This is a genomic window from Kribbella sp. C-35 (genome assembly GCF_046549195.1).
Taxonomy (GTDB): Bacteria; Actinomycetota; Actinomycetes; order Propionibacteriales; family Kribbellaceae; genus Kribbella.
Genome location: NZ_JAJPWG010000006.1, coordinates 49,963 through 68,878, shown reverse-complemented (window position 1 = coordinate 68,878; position 18,916 = coordinate 49,963). Strand labels below are relative to the sequence as shown.

The window sequence follows — 18,916 nt, the reverse complement described above, 5'->3', positions numbered from 1 at the left end:
CTAATCCTCCGCCAGCCTGCTCTCGAACAGACCACGGACACCCGGCTCGGTCCGCAACAGCTCCATCGCATAGTCCGCGTGCCCCGGGACGTACCCGTTGCCGACGAGCATCGTGACGTCCGCGGCAAGCCCCTCTGCCCCCAGCGCGGCCGCGGAGAACGAGGTCGCCATCGAGAAGAAGATGACGGTGCCACCGGCGGCCGTCGACAGGACGGCTCCGTGCTCGCACCCCGGTACGTCGACGCACACCACGGTGATATCCGCGGGTCCCCCGGCGTCCTCGACCGCCTTCGCCAGAGCCACCGGATCGCGGGCGTCGGCCAGCGCCACGACATCGGCCAGCGCCGAGCTCTCGAGTCGCTCCTTCTCTTGCTGCACAGGGACGACGCCGATCGTCCGCGCCGCGCCGGCGTTGCGGGCGGCGGCCAGCGACAACGAGCCGGATTTCCCTGCGCCGCCAATTACTGACACGACAGGCTTTATGCCTTTGTCGACATACGATCGCACCACCCGAGCGGTCAGCGCCGGGGCGCCGCACACGTCCATCACGGCCAGCGACAGCTCCGGCTTCAGGTCGTCGGGCAGCTTCGCGACGATCGACCGCGCGAACAGGATCGCGTGCCCCTGCGCCGGCACCTGCTCGCTCCTGCCGTCCCAGTCGCGCAGCCCGTCGGTGATCTGCAGCGGGGTCAGCGTCAGCGAAACGAGAGTCGCGACGCGGTCGCCCTTGCGGACCCCGAGCGGCGAGTCCGGGCCGGCCTCGTCGACCACGCCGACGAGCATGCCGCCGGAGCCGGTGACCGGGTTCTGCATCTTGCCGCGGGTCTCGATGATGTCCAGGACCGCGCGGCGGATCGCCGTACCGTCACCGCCGTGCGCTTCGGCGAGCTGGCGGTACGACGCGGCGTCCAGGTTCAGCCGCTCGACCGCGATGCGAACCTCGTCGGGCCAGATCCCGGGACGTGCGTCGAGTTTCTCCGCCGCCTGCGGCAACACGCCGGACGGCGCGAGTACACGGTGCAGTCCTACCGGGCTCGATGACACGGGTCCTCCTCTGTGCGGCCAAGGCTGCGTGGTCAAGGCTGTGCGGTCAGGCAAAATACTACTCAGATCGATGCTTGACGAGAATTCTTGCGGCGTACTGTTGGATCTAGGGGAAGTTCTATCGCTATCCTCACATGAGACAGTAATACCCCCACTGCATCCCTACTCTGGCCCGCGGAGGACCCGTGACCGACCTGATCACCCCGGAGCTGGCTCGTTCGGAGCAGCCTCGCGACGGTCAGCCCTACCTGTACCAGCGTGCCGAGCTGGTCGAGCCGGACTGGACCCGGCTGCCCGGCTGGAAGGACGTCACGGCCGAGGAGTGGCGCTCGGTGCAGTGGCAGCGGTCGCATTGCGTCAAGAACGTGAAGCAGTTGCGCGAGGTGATGGGCGACCTGCTCGAGGACCGGTTCTACGACGACCTCACCCGCGACCAGGCCGAGCGCGCGACGATGTCGATGCTGCTGCCGCCGCAGATGCTGAACACGATCGTTCCTTCCGGTGCAGCCGATTACACGGAGGCGTTCTACGCCGATCCGGTCCGCCGCTACATGTTGCCGGTGTTCACTGACCGCCGTACCGATTGGCCGTCGCACCCGCACGCGGCGCGGGATTCGCTGCACGAACACGAGATGTGGGCCACAGAGGGGTTGACCCACCGCTACCCGACCAAGGTCCTCGCGGAGATCCTGCCGACGTGCCCGCAGTACTGCGGTCACTGCACGCGGATGGACCTGGTCGGGAACTCGACCCCCGTGATCGACAAGCTGAAGTTCGTCGCGAAGCCGCAGACCCGGCTCGACGACATGCTCGACTACCTGCGCCGTACGCCGGGCGTCCGGGACGTCGTCGTCTCCGGCGGCGACGTGGCGAACATGCCCTGGCCGCGGCTCGAGGCGTTCCTCACCAGCCTGCTGGAGATCGAGAACATCCGCGACATCCGCTTGGCCACCAAAGCCTTGATGGGTATGCCGCAACACTGGCTGTCCGACGACGTCCGGTCGGGTGTCGAGCGAGTCGCGGGGATCGCTCGCAGCCGAGGTGTGATGCTCGCGATGCACACCCACGTGAACGCGGCGCAGTCTATGACGCCGCTGGTCGCCGAGGCGTCGAAGGCGATGCTCGAGGCCGGTCTGCGGGACGTGCGGAACCAGGGCGTCCTGATGCGCGGCGTCAACGACTCGATCCCGCAGCTGCTCGACCTGTCCTTCGCGTTGCTCGACGGCGCGAACATCACGCCGTACTACTTCTACATGTGCGACATGATCCCCTTCTCGGAGCACTGGCGGGTCTCGGTCCGCGACGCGCAGCACCTGCAGCACGGGATCCTCGGGTACCTGCCTGGCTTCGCGACGCCGCGCATCGTGTGCGACGTCCCGTACGTCGGCAAGCGCTGGGTGCACCAGCTGTCCGAGTACGACGAGGTCCGCGGCATCTCGTACTGGAAGAAGAACTACCGCACCGGCATCGAACAGCAGGACCCCGAGGCGCTGAACCGCACCTACGAGTACTACGACCCGATCGACACCCTGCCCGTCGAAGGCCAGAACTGGTGGACCCAACACGCCGGCAACCACCTAGCCGAAGCCGAAGCCCGAGCCGCCGCCTCCCGCACCGCAGCCGAGGCCCAAAAACTCCTCGACATCAACTAACCCCAATCCGCCTTCGGTGCCACCAACGCAGGGGATGGCACCGAAGGCCTGCAACTTCCTGCAATTCGCTCTTCGTGACCCACTAGATGCACACGGCAACCGTTAACATCTCCGATCGACCACCCACCCGATCCGGAGACCGCAAAGTGCGTGTTGCCCCCTGGCCCCTCGCCGCCACCACAGCCCTACTGACCGCCTGCTCCGCAATCCCCCAAGCAGACACCGTCGAGTCCCTCACCCGCCCAGCCATCACCACCGAATCCGCCCAATCCGTCGTCAAGCACTACAACGACGTCAACAACGCGGCCAACCGCCGTCGCGACGACATGCTCATCGCCACGGTCGAGGGCGGCAACCTGTTACGGCAGAGTCGCGCCGCCTTCACGATCGAGCGCGCAGTCGACAAGGCGAACAAGAACTTCAAGCCGTTCTTCCTCACCGACTCGGTGGTCGGCGCGCCGGCCTACGGCACCTACCCGATGCGGTTCGTCACCAAGTCAGCGGCGTCGAATTCCAATGACTACGTTCAGGTCGGGGTGTGGGAACGCAGGAGCGCCGGCGAGCCCTGGATGCACACCTTCACCCAATGGGTCCCGACGGCGACCAAGCTTCCGGACCTCAACGGTCTGCGGGAAATCGGACCGACCGACGCCTCCCGATGGAGTGCAGCACCCGGCACCGTCGCGAATCAGTTGGCCAGCTATCTCACCATCGGCGCTAAGTCGCCGGATGCCACGACCTTCGCGCCGTCGAAGCCGATCAGCGACATCCTCGCCCAGGTCGCGGACGCCAAGTCGATGGCCGTCCAGCAGCCGAAGCAGTACCGGAAGGTCAGCAACACCTTCACCGTCACGGGTCAACCCGTGAGTTTCGCGACACCGTCCGGTGAGGCGCTCGTCCTGCTCACCCTCAACGACGAGTACCGCGTGGACATCGGCTCGGGCTACCAGGTGTCGTGGACGTCGCCTGAACTCTCCGCCTTCAGTCCCGCGACCAAGTACTACGAGAACGCCCTCACGAACGTCAGCCTCCACGACGTCGTTCTCGTCATCCCGCCGAAGGGCTCGGGGAAGGTCCGGATCCTTGCCGTCGGCTCCCAACTCGTCGACGCGGGCGGGTACTGAGGCTGGGCTTTTGTGGGAGGTGGCGGGGCCCGGGGCGTTCGGTGGCTCGGGGTGGGGTTAGCATCACGGCTCTCTTTGTCGGGCGGTTTGTCTGGGGCATGCCGCGATCTCGGGAGTTCTTGTGCGGGTGATCCGCAGGATATTCGGCGTACTGCTGGCTTTGATCGGGTTGATCGTCGCGGTCGTCGGTGGGGCCGCGGCGTTCTGGTTGATCGGGCCGGACGACACGGTTCAGTCCGGTGAGCAGCATCTCGCGAGCAAAGGACTGGCGATCGCGAGTACGCCGGAGCTGCTGAACCGGCATGGTCCGGTGCTGCATGTCGACGTACGGTCGACGAAGGGTCAGCCGGTGTTCGTCGGGGTGGCTCGGGACTTCGACGTCAGCAGTTATCTGAAGGGCATCGCGCACACGAAGCTCGTACAGGTGCAGTTCCCGATCGCGCTGTCGACGCAGGACGAGAAGGGTACGGCGGGTCCGCTCGCCGCGCCGGACACGCTCGACTGGTGGGTCGCGAAGGCGAACGGCGCCGGTACACAGTCGATCGCGTGGCCGATCGAGGACGGGCCGTACGACGTGGTCATCATGAACGCGGACGGGAAGACGGCTCCCGACGTACAGGTCGACCTGGGCATCGAGATCCCGAAGGCGTTCGCGACCGCACTGGGCGTGTTCGCCGCCGGCCTCGTCCTCCTTGCCCTAGGCATCCTCCTTATCCTCATCCGCCGCCGCCCCACCACACCCCAGCAGGGCGAGACGGCCAGCTCGGAGTGGCATCATCCGCAGCCACAGAACGACCCGCGATTCCCGCAGCCGCAGTACCCACCGACCCAGCACCCGCCTGTCAAAGGCCAACCGGGCCAAGGCCAGCCAGTCCAGTACCCACCCGTCTCCGGTCAGCAGCAGGCACCTCAGCGGCCTTCGGGTGGTGGGGCGGTTCGGCGGGTGGTGGTTGGTGGGCTGGCGTTCGGGTTGGTGTCTGGTTGTGCGGCGGTTCCGGAGGCGGACAGTGTGTCGGCTCTGACTCGCCCGGCGATCGGTGACGCGGCCGCGGTGGGGGTGATCAAGCACTACAACGTCGTCAACAACAAGGCGAACAGCATCCGTGACGACAAGCTGATCGCGACTGTTGAAGGCGGCAACCTTGTCCGTGAGAGCCAGGCCGGATACGAGATCGACCGCGTCGCCAAGGACAAGCCGACGGGACCGTTCGTCTACACCAACCCGGTGATCGGCGCGCCGCAGTCCGCGAGCTACCCGATGCGCTTCGTCAGCAACTCCGGGATCTCCACCAACAAGGCCTACCGCCACCTCGGCGTCTGGGAGCGCGCCACCGCCGGCAGCCCGTGGATGATCACGTTCGCCGCCGGTGTGAAGACGACCGTCAAGCTCCCGGACGTCACCGGCCTCCGCGCGGCGACCAAGTCCGACGACACCAAGCTCGCGGCCGCCCCACAGGTCGCCGCGACCAGCCTGGCGACGTACCTGACCGGCGGCGCCAAATCACCGCGCGCCGCCGCCTTCGAGCCGAACGCTGACATCACGAAGATGCTCACGGGCATCGTGAGCAACAGGGCCGAGAAGGCGAAGATGCGCGGATCGACCCGCAGCATGACCGACGTGTTCACGGCCCCGCCGCAGTCGCCCGCGTTCGTGACCAAATCCGGTACGGCGGTGGTGTTCGTCTCGCTCACCCACGAGTACACGCTGGTGCCGGGGCCCAACTGGCACTTCTGGTGGGACGGGATGCCGGAGACCGCGTTCAGCCCGAAGTCCGTCAAGTACTACAACCGTCTGACCTCGGAGACGATCCACGACGCGGTGCTACTGATCCCGCCGACGGGCAAGGGCAAGATCCAGGTCGCGTCCTTCGAGTCCCAGGTCGTCGACGCGGGCGGCTACTGAATCAGGTACGTCGTGAGCTCGGCGTACGTCGTGATTGTCGGGCCGGACCAGGTCGGGGCGTTGTCGGCGTGTTCGGTGGTGCGGATCGCGTGCATACCGAGGGACGCGGCGGCCGGGAGCTCGTTGTCGTTGCCGTCGCCAACGTAGATGCAGTCGCTGGGGTCGGCGCCGAGGGCGGCGCAGGCGGTCTCGTAGATCGCGGGCGACGGTTTGGCGGCGCCGACCTCCGCGGAGAAAGCGGTCGCGTCGAAGTACTGCGCGAGCGGGCTGGTGGGCCACTGGAGTTGGGTTTCGGCGGTGATGTTGCTGACCAGCCCGATCCGCCAGCCCGCCGCCTTGAACGCGGCCAACGTCTCGAGCGTCGCCGCAGGCACCCGGCCGAGCAGCCGTTGGGCGAGGGCGCGGCGCAGGCCCGTTGCCTCCTGCACCTGTTCGTCGGTCGGTGTGCCACCGCACCGCTCGGCAATCACGCGCAGTGTGCTCGGCAGGTCGCCGTACGCTCCGATGAATCGCTCGTACGACGATGCGTCGAAGGCCGCCTGGAACGCGGCCGGGTCGACGCCCAGCACAGCACCCATCTGAGCGTTCACCAGGTCCCGAGAAGCGTCCCCGCCCGAGATCAGTGTGCTGAACAGGTCGCTGAGCAGGACCTTCACAGGGCCGGTGGGCGGCGTTCGTACGGCGTGCTGAGCACGATCGTCGTGGTTGTGGAGACGTTCGCGCGCGCCCTGATCACGGCCAGCAGGTTCTCCAACGCGGCCGGTGACGCGACCCGGACGACCAGGATGTAGCTGGAATCGCCGGCGACCGAGTAGCAGGACTCGATCTCCGGGACCTCCCGGAGCCGCTCCGGTGAGTCGTCCGGCTGCGACGGGTCGATCGGCCGGATCGAGATCAGCGCGGTCAGCGGCAGACCCAGCGCGGTGTGGTCGACGGTGGCGGCGTACCCCTGGACGATCCCGCGCTGCTCGAGCCGCTTCACCCGCTGGTGTACGGCCGACGTGGACAGGCCGGTCGCCTTGCCCAGGTCGGTGAAGCTCATCCTGCCGTCGGACGCGAGCAGCCCGACGATCTTGCGGTCCAGGTCCTCCATCTTGAAGACATTACTGGAGCAAGCGCCCCCGCCGCATGCGATCTCGCGGGCTGTCCGTGGGCTGTGAAAGCATCTGGGCATGGCCGACAGACCCCAGCGCTTGATGCTGCTCGATACCGCGTCGCTCTATTTCCGTGCGTTCTTCGGCGTGCCGGACACCATGAAGGCCGCCGACGGTACGCCGACCAACGCGATCCGCGGATTGCTCGACTTCATCGCGCGGCTGGCCGAGAACCACCGCCCGACCCACCTGGTCGCGTGCTGGGACGACAACTGGCGGCCGTCGTGGCGGGTCGCGCTGATTCCGTCGTACAAGGCGCAGCGGGTCGAGTTCGTGTCGGCGAAGGGCGAGCAGGTCGAGGACGTGCCGGACCGCCTGGAGGCGCAGATCCCGTACATCCGGGCTTGCCTCGAGGCGATCGGGATCACCGTCGTCGGCGCGCCGGACCACGAGGCCGACGACGTGATCGGCACGCTGTCCCACCAGGCGACGATGCCGGTCGACGTCGTCACCGGGGACCGCGACCTGTTCCAGCTGATCGACGACAGCCGCGGCATCCGGGTCGTCTACACGGCCGCCCGCGGCGTCGGCCGGGCCGAGGTGTACGACGAGAAGGCGCTGCTCGCGAAGTACGAGGTCCCCGCGCAGCGGTACGCCGATTTCGCGACGCTGCGTGGTGACGCGTCCGACGGCCTGCCCGGCGTGAAGGGCGTCGGCGAGAAGACGGCCGCCTCGCTCGTCACGGCGTACGGCGATCTGGACGCGATCCGCGCCGCGGCCGCCGACCCGAGTACGCCGATGGCGCCAGGGGTGAAGAAGAAGATCGTGGCCGCGGCCGACTACCTCGACGTCGCGCCGAAGGTGGTCGCGGTGGCGAAGGACGCGCCGGTCGGGACGTACGACGCGACGCTGCCGCGGGAGATCAAGGACCCGGAACGCTGGCTGGACCTCGTCGAACTGCTCGAGCTCGGCAGCAGCGCCCAACGCGTCATGGCGGCGCTCGACCTGGGCCCGAAAGCGTGAGGACCCGTGAGCTGGCGGAGCAGTTCCGCGAGCAGATCGTCACGTTGCGCCGGGCGCTGCACCAGGTCCCGGAGTACGACCTCGACCTGCCGAAGACGCAGCAGCTGATCCTCGACGCGCTCGAAGGGTTGCCGCTGGAGATCACGCTCGGCAAGGAGCTGTCGTCGGTGACCGCCGTACTGCGGGGTGGTGGCGGACCTGGTCCCGTCGTGCTCCTGCGCGGCGACATGGACGCACTGCCGGTGACCGAGCGGACCGACGTACCGTTCGCGTCCCAGCATCCCGGGATGATGCACGCCTGCGGTCACGACCTGCACGTCGCGGGGCTCGTCGGCGCCGCGAAGGTGCTGAGTGCGATGCGGGACGAGCTCGCGGGTGACGTGGTGTTCATGTTCCAGCCGGGCGAGGAGACGACCGGCGGCGCGCCGATCATGATCCGCGAAGGGGTTCTCGACGCGGCCGGCCGGCGGGCGGATGCGGCGTACGGACTGCACGTCGGGTCGTCGTCGCAGCCGTTGGGGATGTGGAGCAGCAAGCCCGGGTCGTTCATGGCTGCGGCCGACCAGCTCAGCGTTCGCGTCATCGGGGCGGGCACGCACGGCTCCACGCCGTACCGCGGTAAGGACCCGATCCCCGTGCTCTGCGAGATCGTGACCGCGCTGCAGATGATGGTCACGCGGCAGTTCGACGTGTTCGACCCGGTCGTGCTGACCGTCGGCCGGATCGCGGGCGGCACGAAGGAGAACATCATCCCGGACGACGCGTTCTTCGACGCGACCGTACGGACGTTCTCCGCGGCGGCCCAGGCGAAGATCCAGGAGGCGTCGATCCAGCTGGTCGAGGGGCTCGCGGCCGCACATGGGCTGCAGGTCGAGGCGGAGTACCGGGTCGGGTACCCGGTGACGGTCAACAACGAGGCGGAGTACAACTTCGCCCGCGAGACCATCGTCGACGTCTTCGGCGCGGATCGGTTCCGCGAACGCCCGAACCCACGCTGCGGCGCCGAGGACTTCTCCTACATCCTGCAGGAGGTCCCCGGCGTCTACCTCAACCTCAGCGCCTGCGCCTCACCCGACCCCGACGCAGCCGCCGACAACCACAGCCCGCTGGCGAACTTCGACGACTCGGTCCTCCCCGACGGCGCAGCCCTACTGGCGGAGCTCGCCGTACGTCGTCTCGCGCGCTAAGGCCAGCCCGGTGAGGGCGAGTCCGAGGACCGTCGTCGCTGCGGCGACCAGGTAGATCGTGGGCAGGCCGGGACCGGCGACGACCCGGCCGCCCAACCAGCCTGCGAACGCGGCCGCGACCTGGTACGACGAGGCGTTGACGGCGATCGCCAACGTCGGAGCCCCGGCGGCCGTGGAGAGGACATGGGCCTGCATGCCGGGGATCACGGAGAAGCCGACCGCTCCGAGGGCGAAGATGAGCACACCGGTCAGGATCGCGGCCGGGCTGAGTCGGAGAGCGGTCAGCAGCAGAACCAGCAGTGCTAGCGCGCCGAGTTGCGAACGCAGCAGGGCACGGTCGGCCAGGCGGCCGCCCACCAGGTTGCCGATCGTCGCGCCCACGCCGTACACCAGCAGCATCGGGGCGATCGCCTCCGCGGGGAACGACGCGGGGCCGGTCAACAGTGGCGCGAGGTAGATGAACACCATCAGTACGCCGATGTTCGCGACGGCGGTGATGGCGATCGCGAGGAGCAGCTCACGGTTGCGGAAGACGGCGAACTCCCCCAGCGCGCGGGTGCGCACGCCGAGCTGATCGTTCGGGATGTACCGGGCGACCAGGATCAGGCCGGCCGCGCAGCAGGCTGTGATCGCGGCGAACGTCGTACGCCAGCCGAACACGTCGCCGATCCAGGTACCGAGCGGTGCGCCGAGAATCATCGCCAGGTTCATGCCGAGGGCAAGCTTCGCGACGGTGGACGCCTTCTTGTCCGGCGGCGCGGAGGTGGTCGCGATCACGATCGCGTTCGCGAAGAACGTGGACGTGACCAGCGCCGTCACAATCCGTGCCGCGAACAAAACGCCGTACCCGGGAGCGACCGTCGACAGCAGGTTGCCGGTCACCGCGATCGCGAGCAGCCCAAGGACCAGAGGTTTTCGCGGCCGTCCCGCGGTGATTGCCGTCAGCAACGGACCGCCGACGATCATGCCCAGCGCGTACGCCGTGACGAGCAGCCCCGCCGCCGGAATCGAGACCCCCAGATCCCCCGCCACGGCCGGCAGGATCCCGGCCACCACGAACTCCCCCGTGGTCACTCCGAACACGCACACCAGCAACGCCGTCAGCTTCATCTCATCCTCACGGTTAAGTGGCATTCTATCCGTGAGAGACAGTAGATCGTTCTCACGGATGGACGCAACCTGTACCATGAGAACCATGCCGGACCCGATCGCAGCTCCGTCTGCTGCCGACGCCTCGCCGCTGCCACCTGCCCCCGGCGCCGACGCCTGGCTCGCACTGCAGTTCGCGAATACCGCGATCGCGCTCCCCGGCGGTCAGTACGTCGACCTGCTCGGGAGTCCCGCCGCCGTCAACAACTGGCTCACCACACGCGGCCTCGCGCCCGAGAACGCCGACGTACAGGAGATGTGCGCGACCCAGCTCCGCGCCCTCCGCGAACACGTCCGCTCGCTCTTCGCCGCCCGAGTCACCGGAGCGCCCGCTCTCCCCGCGGCCCTCGACGCCGTCAACGACGCCCTCACGCGCGTCCCGACCACCGCGCTCCTGCGCTGGGACGACAAGACCGGCCCGTACCGGGCACCTTCCTGCCCCACCAACGAGATCCTCGAACACGCACTGGCCACCATCTCCGCCAGCGCAGCCGACCTCCTCACCAGCGAGGACGCCGAGGCCCTCACCGCCTGCGAATCCACCCCCTGCAACCGCTACCTCATCCGCCACGGCCGCCGCCACTGGTGCTCCACCCGCTGCGGCGACCGAGTCCGAGCCGCCCGCGCCTACGCCCGCCGTACTCGGTCCAGATCAGACTGACGACTCAGCGACCGAGCCCCGCCTCGCGAGCCCGGACGATGGCTTCGGCCCGGTCGGCGACATGAAGCTTGGTGAAGATGTTCGAGACATTGTTCCGGACCGTCTTCGGGGACAGGTAGAGCTCGCTCGCGATCTGGGCGTTCGAGCGGCCCGCGGCAACCAGGGCGAGGATCTCGTGCTCACGCGAGGTGAGCTGCGGGAATGGACTGCCGCGCGTGGCAGCCGGCGCGGCGGCGAAGAATTCGGCCACCCTGCGCGCGATCGCCGGACCGAAGATCGCCTCGCCCTGGGCGACCGCGGTGATCGCCCGCACGATCTCACCCTGATTCGCGCCTTTCAACAGATAGCCGCGAGCGCCGGCCCGCATCGCGGCGAACAGCGTCTGGTCCTCCTCGGCCATCGTGAGGACGACGACGCCGATGTGCGGACTGTCGGCGGTGATCGCACGCGTCGCCTCGATCCCGTCGAGCCGCGGCATCTGCACGTCCATCACCACGACGTCCGGCTGCAACTCCCGCGCTCCGTCCACGGCCTCCACCCCGTCGGCCGCCGTACCGACGACCTCGACGCCGTCCAGCGAACCGAGCAATGCGGCGAGCCCGTCGCGGTAGACGGGGTGATCGTCGGCCAGCAGCACGCGCACTGGCTCATCCATGAGCAACCTCCGGTACGGCGTCCAGCGGCAACCTCACGTGGACGACGGTGCCGCCGCTCGGTGGACACGTGACACTACAGACTCCGCCGAGTTCGGCCACTCGTTCCCGCACCGACAACATCCCCACGCCTGCCGCGACTTCGTCGCCGATCCCGATCCCGTCGTCCTGCACCGACAGCTCCAGCGCCGCCTCGTCCACCCGGAGGGCGATAGCGCACCGGGATGCCGCGGCGTGCCGGGCGACGTTCGTCAGCGCCTCCGACGCGATCCGGTACGCCGCCACCTCCACGCCGGCCGGCAACGTTCCGAGCGGGTCCGCGTCGACGGACACCGAGAGTCCCGCGAGCCGGAAAGGCTCGGCTTGTTGCTGGATCGCCCGCACCAGACCCAGCTCGTCCAAGGCCGGCGGTCGCAGGTCGTGGACGAGCCGCCGTACGTCGGCCACCGCGGCGGCCATCTCGGTCGTTGCCTGGACCAGGATCCGGTCCGCCTCGTCGGGCGCGGACTTCGCAAGGTTCCGGGCGGTCTCGATGCGCAACGCCACGGCGCCGAGGCTCGGGCCGAGACCATCGTGCAGGTCCCGGCGGATCCGCCGCCGTTCCTCCTCACGAGCGGCGACCAGCCGGCTGCGGCCCCGCTGCAGCTCCGTGCTCAGCTCGCTCGCGCGTGCGGCCGCGGCCGCCTGCCGGACGAGATCGCCCAGCAGTCGCTGGTCGCGCTCGGACAACGCCGTCCCGTCGCCCGGACAGAACACCAGCCGGCCGACCGGCTCACCGCGGTAACCGACCGGCAGCGCATGCGTCGGACCCGATGCGTGTCCGTGCTCGACGATCGCCAGCCCGCCGCCGGAACGCTCGATCTCCACCCGCACATAGGGCAGCCGGAACGCGTCGGCAACCGTGCGCGCGACCGCGTGGAGTTGCTGATCCGGGTCCGCGGCCGACTCGAGGCGCTCGGCCAAGGTCGACATGGTCGCGTACGGATCGTCGCGGGAGCCGCGGACCAGGCGCCGTACCCACCACCAGAGCCGGGTCCGCAGCGGCGCGTAGACCACGGCGACGACGGCGATCGCGACCAGTGCGGCGTCCCGCTCGCCGAGCATCCCGCCGGCGATCGCGAACACGGCGAGGTCGATGCCGACGACGAGCACCGCGAGTACGCCGTACAGGAAGGTGGCCGAGAGCAACCGATCGATGGCGTACAGGCGGTGTTTGGCGACCGCGACGACGATGGCCGCCGACGTGACCGCGATCGCCAGGCCGAACATGATCGCCGGGACCGCGGGCGGATTCTCGAACGGAACGATCAGGACGATCATGTCCACCAGGGCGGCCCACATCAGCCACCGGAGCTGCGCTCTGCTCTCCCGGGAGGCCGCGCGGTAGCGGTGAACGGCGACGGCGAACGGCACGACCAGGCTGACGATCACGCCCGCGTAGGCAACCCGGAGCAGTCCCGCCCAGACGTCGTACGGGACATCGATGCTGAACGGGTCGAGTGCCAGCCTGGTGATCTCCGGCGGCAGCTCGGCGCTGTGGTAGCGCTGCATCACGCCCATGGGCGCGACCAGCAGGAGAACTGGGAGTAGCAGGGTCAGGGCGAGGCTGACGATCGAGAGCCAGCGCCATGCTCTCGCCGTGACCAGCTTCCCGTCCGGGAAGAGCAGGATGAGCAGTGGCAGCCCGAGCAGCAGGAACGCGCCGAACCGGGAGTAGAACCAGTACGCCGCCGACCCGCCGGGCAGTCCCGGGGACGTGTAGATCGAGTACGTCGCCCAGCTCGAAGCGAGCCCGTCGACCACCCACAACAGACCGGAGCCGGTCAGGATCCACGCGATCGGGTGCCGCGGAAGGCGATGCAGGAGAAGTACACCCGGCACGACCTGTGCGAGGCCGGACAGAGCCGACGTCCAGCCTTCGTCCAGCTGTGCGTCGGCCGGTGCGTTCGTGCCGTTGCGGAGGTCGAGAACGATCGTGGCAGCCGTCAGCAGGAGCCCGGCCGCACCGAGTGCAGCCGGCCCCCATCCCCTCCGTGTCTCCTCCCCCACCGATGCATTGTCACCCAGAGTGTGTCCCGCCGTCGCGGGTCAGTTGTCCCTTCTCGAATCGGGACATTGCGCGGGACACCAGACCCTGCCTCCCGGGTCGGTGTGCCGCGAAGACTCGGCGCCAAGACAAACCTCAGGGGGAGGAATCGAAATGACAACCACACCTGCCAGGGCCCGCACCGACGTAACACCGACGCTCGGGGCCGCGACCGGCCTGGCGGAGGGCACGATCCGGCGACTGGGACTCGGACTGACCGCGGGCACGCTGGCCTGGGCGGCGAGCATCTTCGCGTTCAGCACGGTCAACGAGGGGGTGCCCGAGAGGATCGGGGACCTGACCGGTCTCGCGTTCCAGCTCGGGGTGTTCTGCCTGCTGGCTGTGCAGTTCAGGACCCGCGCAACGGGACCGTCCACGGTCCTGCTGAAGGTGGAGGCGGTGATCCTCGGTATCGCCAGCGTCTGGTCGCTGCTGCACGGCGTACTGCCGTCGAATCTGCAGGACGCCGCGTGGCTGATCCCGATGGACATCTGCTGGCCGCTGTCCATGCTCGGCATGATGGTGATCGCGATCAAGATCGCCGTCGCCGGGCGCTGGCGCGGCGCACTCCGCTGGTGGCCGCTGGTCGCCGAGAGTTGGGCGATCATCACCGTCCCGTCCGCCATCCTCATCGGCGACAGCGTCGCCCGCTGGGTCGGCGGCTTCCATCTCCTGATCGGCTACGCCACCCTAGGCGCCCTACTGGCCCTCCGCCCCCACCTCGTGCAGCCCCAGAACTGACGAACGGAGGGCCGCCATCCAGTGCGGGATGGCGGCCCTCAAGTACCGCACAGTTGACGATGCCGCCGCTGAAGTTATCCATAGGCAGCAGGACGGGGACGCCTAGTTGGCGTCCCCGTTCTGGTGAGGTCAGCGGGCCATGGGGCGGCCGGCTGGGGTTGGGGTTGGTAGGGCGGCGGCTTCTTCGTCGATGTCTACTACTGCGCCGCTGAACTGGGCGTTGTAGAGGCGGGCGTAGGCGCCGTTCGCGGTCAACAGCTCTCTGTGGTTGCCCTGTTCGACGATGGCGCCGTCTTCCATGACGAGGATCAGGTCCGCGTCGCGGATGGTGGAGAGGCGGTGGGCGATGACGAAGCTGGTGCGGTCGGAGCGCAGGGCGGCCATGGCGCGTTGCACCAGGACCTCCGTGCGGGTGTCGACCGAACTGGTCGCCTCGTCGAGGATCAGCAACTGCGGGTCGGCGAGGAACGCGCGGGCGATGGTGAGGAGCTGCTTCTCACCGGCGCTGACGTTGCTGCCTTCCTCGTCGATGACCGTGTCGTACCCGTCCGGCAGGCTGTGCACGAAGCGATCGACGTACGTCGCCTTCGCTGCCGCCAGCATGTCCTCCTCGGTCGCCTTGAGGTTGCCGTAGAGGAGGTTGTCGCGGATCGTGCCGCCGAACAGCCAGGTGTCCTGCAGCACCATGCCGATCCGCGAGCGCAGGTCGTGCCGGGTCAGCTCGGTGATGTCGACGCCGTCGAGCGTGATCCGGCCGCCGTTCAGTTCGTAGAACCGCATGATCAGGTTGACCAGCGTGGTCTTGCCGGCACCGGTCGGGCCGACGATCGCGACCGTCTGGCCGGGTTCGGCGACCAGGCTCAGGTCGGTGATCAGCGGCTTCTCCGGGTCGTACGAGAACGACACGTGCTCGAACTCGACCCGCCCGCGAGAATCGGAGACCTTCTCCGGTGTCGCGTCGTCCGGCACCTGCTCCTTGGCGTCCAGCACCTCGAACACGCGCTCCGCCGACGCCACTCCCGACTGCAGCAGGTTCGCCATCGAGGCCACCTGGGTCAGCGGCTGGGTGAACTGCCGCGAGTACTGGATGAACGCCTGGACGTCACCCAGCGACATCGTGCCGGAGGCGACCCGCAGACCGCCGACGACCGCGATCACCACGTAGTTCACGTTTCCGATGAACATCATCAGCGGCATGATCAGGCCGGAGATGAACTGCGCCCCGAACGCGGCCTTGTACAGCTCCTCGTTCTTCTCCGCGAAGCTCGCCTCGATCTCCTTCTGCCGGCCGAAGACCTTCACGAGCTCGTGCCCGGTGAACGCTTCCTCGATCTGCCCGTTCAAGGCGCCGGTATGCCGCCATTGCGCGACGAACCGTGCCTGCGAGCGCTTGGCGATCACCGCCGTCAGCACCATCGAGATCGGGATCGTGACGAGCGCGATCAGCGCCAGCACCGGCGAGATCACGAACATCATCGTGACCACCCCGATCACGGTCAGCAGCGACGTGAGCAACTGGCTCAGCGTCTGCTGCAGGCTGGTCGAGATGTTGTCGATGTCGTTCGTCACCCGGCTGAGCAGCTCACCGCGCGGCGCGCCGTCGAAGTAGCTCAGCGGCAGCTTGTTCAGCTTCTCCTCGACCTCGGACCGCAGGTCGAGAATGGTGTGCTGTACCACGCCGTTCAGGATGTAACCCTGTGCCCAGGACAGGAAGAACGCGCCGGCGTACAACGCCAGTACCAGTAGCAGGACGTTGCGCAGGGCATCGAAGTCGATCCCGACGCCCGGGATCAGGTCGATCCCCTGCAGCAGGTCCGCCAGCCGGCCGTTGCCGGACGCGCGGGTCTGCTCGATGACCTGCTCCTTGCTCAGGCCGCTCGGGAACCTCTTGCCGATCGCGCCGGCGAAGATGATGTCGGTCGCGCGGCCGAGGATCTTCGGGCCGAGCACCGACAGGCCGACGCTGAAGACCGCGAGCAGGACGACACCCGACACCTGCACCCGGTGCGGACGCAGCCGCTTGAGCAGCCGCTTCGCCGAGGGCAGGAAGTCCATCGACTTGTCCCCCGGAATACCTCCCGGAGGCCCGAACGCGCGCCCGGTGGTCGGCCGCTCGGTCGCCTTGACCGTCTTGTTCTCTGTCTTGTCCACTGCCGTGCCGTCCGCAACAGGCTGCTCTGACTCGCTCATGCCGCCTCCTCCGCGGAACGCTGGGACTCGACGATCTCGACGTACGTCGGACAGGTGTCGAGCAACTCCTGATGGGTGCCCTTGCCGACGATCGCGCCGTCCTCGATCACCACGATCTGGTCGGCGTCGATGATGGTCGAGACCCGCTGGGCGACGACGACCACGCACGCGTCCCGAGTGACCGGCCGCAACGCCGCCCGCAGCCGGGCGTCCGTCGACAGGTCGAGCGCCGAGAACGAGTCGTCGAACAGATAGATCTCCGGCTTCCGGACCAGCGCCCGCGCGATTGCGAGCCGCTGCCGCTGACCGCCGGACACGTTCGTGCCGCCTTGCGCGATCGGCGCGTTCAGTCCTTCCGCCATCGCCTCGACGAAGTCCTTGCCCTGGGCAATCTCCAGTGCCTCCCAGAGCTCCTCGTCGGTCGCGTCCGGGTTCCCGTACCGCAGGTTGCTGGCGATCGTCCCGGAGAACAGGTACGGGCGTTGCGGCACCAGACCGATCCGCTCCCACAGCGCCTCGGGCTCGATCTCCCGTACGTCGATGCCGTCGACGAGCACCCGTCCCTCGGTCGCGTCGAACAACCGCGGCACGAGCGAAAGCAGGGTTGTCTTGCCCGCACCGGTGCTGCCGATGATCGCGGTCGTCTGGCCCGGTGACGCGACCAGGCTGATGTCTTGCAGCACCGGCTCGGCAGCGCCCGGGTACTTGAACGAGGCGCGTTCGAAGACCAGTTGGCCACGACCGGTGAAGGTGCCGATCGGCGTGACCGGCGGCCGCACCGACGAGTCGGTGTCCAGCACCTCGGAGATCCGGTCCGCACAGACCGCGGCCCGCGGCACCATGATCATCACGAACACGCCCATCATCACCGAGAACAGGATCTGGATCAGGTAGCTCAGGAACGCGGTCAGCGCGCCGACCTCCATGGTCCCGTTCTCCACCCGGGAGGCGCCGAACCACAGCACCGCGATACTCGACACGTTCAGGATCAGCATCACCGTCGGGAACACCAGCGCCATCAGCCGGCCGGCCCGGATCGCGGTGTCGGTCAGGTTCTGGTTCGCCTCACCGAAGCGCTCCACCTCGTGCGGCTCGCGGACGAACGCCCGGACCACCCGGATACCGGAGATCTGCTCGCGCAGCACCCGGTTCACCCCGTCGATGTTCTTCTGCATCTTCCGGAACTGCGGCACCATCCGGCTCGCGATGAACCCGATGCAGATCGCCAGCAGCGGTACGGCGACCGCCACCAGCCAGGACAGGCCGACGTCCTCGCGGACCGCCATGATCACGCCGCCGACCATCGTGATCGGCGCCGCGACCAGCATCGTGCAGGTGGTGACGACGAGCATCTGGATCTGCGTGACGTCGTTCGTACTGCGAGAGATCAGCGTCGGCGCCCCGAACTGGTTCACCTCCCGTGCGGAGAACTCGCCGACCCGGTGGAAGACAGCGGCGCGTACGTCGCGTCCGAACAGGGCAGCCGTCTTCGCACCGAAGTACACCGCGATGATCGTGCAGGCGATCTGCACGAGGCTGACGCCGAGCATCCAGCCGCCGGTGCTCATGATGTAGCCGGTGTCACCCTTGGCCACGCCGTTGTCGATGATGTCGGCGTTCAGGCTGGGTAGGTAGAGGGAGGCGATCGTCCCGACCAGTTGCAGGACGACCACCAGGAGCAGGTTTCCCGCGTACGGACGCAAGTGCGTACGCAAGACGCGAAGTAACATCAATCATCCCCAGAGTCGTGATGGCGGGCACCGTCGAGCGCGAATCCGACGATGTCCTCGGAGGCCGGTGGCTGACCGGTGTGGTGCTTGCGGAGACCGTCGAAGGCGAAGTCGACGATCTCCTCGGCGGTCAGCACGTGGCCGCCGGAAATCATTGGGTGGGTGGCCGAGAACGTGAGCAGGCCGATCATCCGGACGACGTCCTCCGGCGGCACCCGGAACTGGTCGGCGTCCGGTCGCAGCAGGTCGGCGAACGCGGCGTTGGCGAGGTCGTTCTGACGTTTGCGCCGGGCCTCGTCCATCGGTGTCGCGTGCTTGAACTCAGGTGGCCGGCGGATCCGCAGCGCGAACAGCAGTTTGAACACGCCGCGCAACCGCTTCTGGCCGATCTCGACAGCGACGATCGTTCGCTCCCGCAGCGGCAAGGTGCGATCGACCTGCTCGAGGGCCCGGATCAGGTCCGAGGGGTCGAACACCGTCGCCATCGCGGCCTCGATCAGCGCGTCCTTGCTGCCGAACGCACGGAAGATCGTCCCCTCGGCGATCCCGGCCGCCTCGGCGATCTGCTTGGTACTGACCTCGGTGCCGAACTCCTCCAGCAACGGCATCGCGGCCGCGAGGATGGCAGCGCGCCGTTCCTCGGGGGGCAGTGGGGTCGCTCGTGGGCTCACGCAGTCAA

Annotated in this window: 16 protein-coding genes; 7 read left to right on the top strand and 9 right to left on the bottom strand. The window is 68.2% G+C overall.

Going from position 1 to position 18,916, the window contains the following annotated elements:
- Positions 1–1,044: an L-erythro-3,5-diaminohexanoate dehydrogenase gene (locus ACLJOO_RS34930; RefSeq protein ID WP_410791947.1), complete on the bottom strand. Its 1,044-nt coding sequence runs from the start codon at positions 1,042–1,044 to the stop codon at positions 1–3.
- Between the two features lie 185 nt (positions 1,045–1,229).
- Here ACLJOO_RS34930 and ACLJOO_RS34925 point away from each other — a divergent pair, with 185 nt between their 5' ends.
- The 3 genes from ACLJOO_RS34925 (at position 1,230) to ACLJOO_RS34915 (ending at position 5,723) form a co-directional block, all read left to right on the top strand.
- The gene (locus ACLJOO_RS34925) at positions 1,230–2,696 is read left to right on the top strand and encodes a KamA family radical SAM protein (protein WP_410791946.1); all 1,467 of its coding nucleotides are present in this window, start codon (positions 1,230–1,232) and stop codon (positions 2,694–2,696) included.
- Positions 2,697–2,842: 146 nt separating this feature from the next.
- The gene (locus ACLJOO_RS34920; protein ID WP_410791945.1) at positions 2,843–3,820 is read left to right on the top strand and encodes a hypothetical protein; all 978 of its coding nucleotides are present in this window, start codon (positions 2,843–2,845) and stop codon (positions 3,818–3,820) included.
- A gap of 127 nt (positions 3,821–3,947) precedes the next feature.
- Positions 3,948–5,723 (top strand): hypothetical protein, encoded by a 1,776-nt coding sequence (locus tag ACLJOO_RS34915; RefSeq protein ID WP_410791944.1) that lies wholly within the window; start codon positions 3,948–3,950, stop codon positions 5,721–5,723.
- Here the strand turns inward: ACLJOO_RS34915 and ACLJOO_RS34910 are convergent.
- Together ACLJOO_RS34910 and ACLJOO_RS34905 are read right to left on the bottom strand one after the other, a co-directional pair.
- Positions 5,717–6,379: an HAD family hydrolase gene (locus tag ACLJOO_RS34910; RefSeq protein ID WP_410791943.1), complete on the bottom strand. Its 663-nt coding sequence runs from the start codon at positions 6,377–6,379 to the stop codon at positions 5,717–5,719. The genes ACLJOO_RS34915 and ACLJOO_RS34910 overlap by 7 nt on opposite strands.
- A complete protein-coding gene (locus ACLJOO_RS34905; RefSeq protein WP_410791942.1) occupies positions 6,376–6,816 on the bottom strand; it encodes an Lrp/AsnC family transcriptional regulator in 441 nt (146 codons plus the stop codon). Before ACLJOO_RS34905 ends, ACLJOO_RS34910 begins: the two co-directional genes overlap by 4 nt.
- Positions 6,817–6,919: 103 nt before the next feature.
- On the opposite strand from ACLJOO_RS34905, the gene ACLJOO_RS34900 reads away from it, so the two are divergent.
- Together ACLJOO_RS34900 and ACLJOO_RS34895 are read left to right on the top strand one after the other, a co-directional pair.
- The gene (locus ACLJOO_RS34900) at positions 6,920–7,840 is read left to right on the top strand and encodes a 5'-3' exonuclease H3TH domain-containing protein (protein WP_410792469.1); all 921 of its coding nucleotides are present in this window, start codon (positions 6,920–6,922) and stop codon (positions 7,838–7,840) included.
- Complete coding sequence (locus tag ACLJOO_RS34895) at positions 7,837–9,027, top strand: M20 metallopeptidase family protein (RefSeq protein WP_410791941.1); 1,191 nt, start codon at positions 7,837–7,839, stop codon at positions 9,025–9,027. The genes ACLJOO_RS34900 and ACLJOO_RS34895 overlap by 4 nt, the downstream gene beginning before the upstream one ends.
- Here the strand turns inward: ACLJOO_RS34895 and ACLJOO_RS34890 are convergent.
- Complete coding sequence (locus tag ACLJOO_RS34890) at positions 8,989–10,137, bottom strand: MFS transporter (protein ID WP_410791940.1); 1,149 nt, start codon at positions 10,135–10,137, stop codon at positions 8,989–8,991. The two genes, ACLJOO_RS34895 and ACLJOO_RS34890, sit on opposite strands and share 39 nt — an antisense overlap.
- An 85-nt stretch (positions 10,138–10,222) precedes the next feature.
- On the opposite strand from ACLJOO_RS34890, the gene ACLJOO_RS34885 reads away from it, so the two are divergent.
- Entirely contained in the window at positions 10,223–10,837 is a 615-nt protein-coding gene (locus ACLJOO_RS34885) for a CGNR zinc finger domain-containing protein (protein ID WP_410791939.1), read from the top strand.
- A gap of 4 nt (positions 10,838–10,841) precedes the next feature.
- Here the strand turns inward: ACLJOO_RS34885 and ACLJOO_RS34880 are convergent, their stop codons facing one another.
- Together ACLJOO_RS34880 and ACLJOO_RS34875 are read right to left on the bottom strand one after the other, a co-directional pair.
- Positions 10,842–11,492, bottom strand: a complete 651-nt coding sequence (locus ACLJOO_RS34880) for a response regulator (protein WP_410791938.1) — start codon at positions 11,490–11,492, stop codon at positions 10,842–10,844.
- Positions 11,485–13,539, bottom strand: a complete 2,055-nt coding sequence (locus ACLJOO_RS34875) for a sensor histidine kinase (RefSeq protein ID WP_410791937.1) — start codon at positions 13,537–13,539, stop codon at positions 11,485–11,487. The genes ACLJOO_RS34880 and ACLJOO_RS34875 overlap by 8 nt, the downstream gene beginning before the upstream one ends.
- A 151-nt stretch (positions 13,540–13,690) precedes the next feature.
- On the opposite strand from ACLJOO_RS34875, the gene ACLJOO_RS34870 reads away from it, so the two are divergent.
- Positions 13,691–14,317 (top strand): hypothetical protein, encoded by a 627-nt coding sequence (locus ACLJOO_RS34870; protein ID WP_410791936.1) that lies wholly within the window; start codon positions 13,691–13,693, stop codon positions 14,315–14,317.
- A gap of 129 nt (positions 14,318–14,446) precedes the next feature.
- Here ACLJOO_RS34870 and ACLJOO_RS34865 read toward each other — a convergent pair whose 3' ends face one another.
- The 3 genes from ACLJOO_RS34865 to ACLJOO_RS34855 are packed head-to-tail and all read right to left on the bottom strand — an operon-like array spanning position 14,447 to position 18,908.
- On the bottom strand, positions 14,447–16,507 hold the full coding sequence (locus tag ACLJOO_RS34865; protein ID WP_410791935.1) for an ABC transporter ATP-binding protein: 2,061 nt from the start codon (positions 16,505–16,507) through the stop codon (positions 14,447–14,449).
- A complete protein-coding gene (locus ACLJOO_RS34860) occupies positions 16,504–18,237 on the bottom strand; it encodes an ABC transporter ATP-binding protein (RefSeq protein ID WP_410791934.1) in 1,734 nt (577 codons plus the stop codon). The genes ACLJOO_RS34865 and ACLJOO_RS34860 overlap by 4 nt, the downstream gene beginning before the upstream one ends.
- Positions 18,237–18,908: a TetR/AcrR family transcriptional regulator gene (locus ACLJOO_RS34855; protein ID WP_410791933.1), complete on the bottom strand. Its 672-nt coding sequence runs from the start codon at positions 18,906–18,908 to the stop codon at positions 18,237–18,239. Before ACLJOO_RS34855 ends, ACLJOO_RS34860 begins: the two co-directional genes overlap by 1 nt.
- Positions 18,909–18,916: the final 8 nt, after the last annotated feature.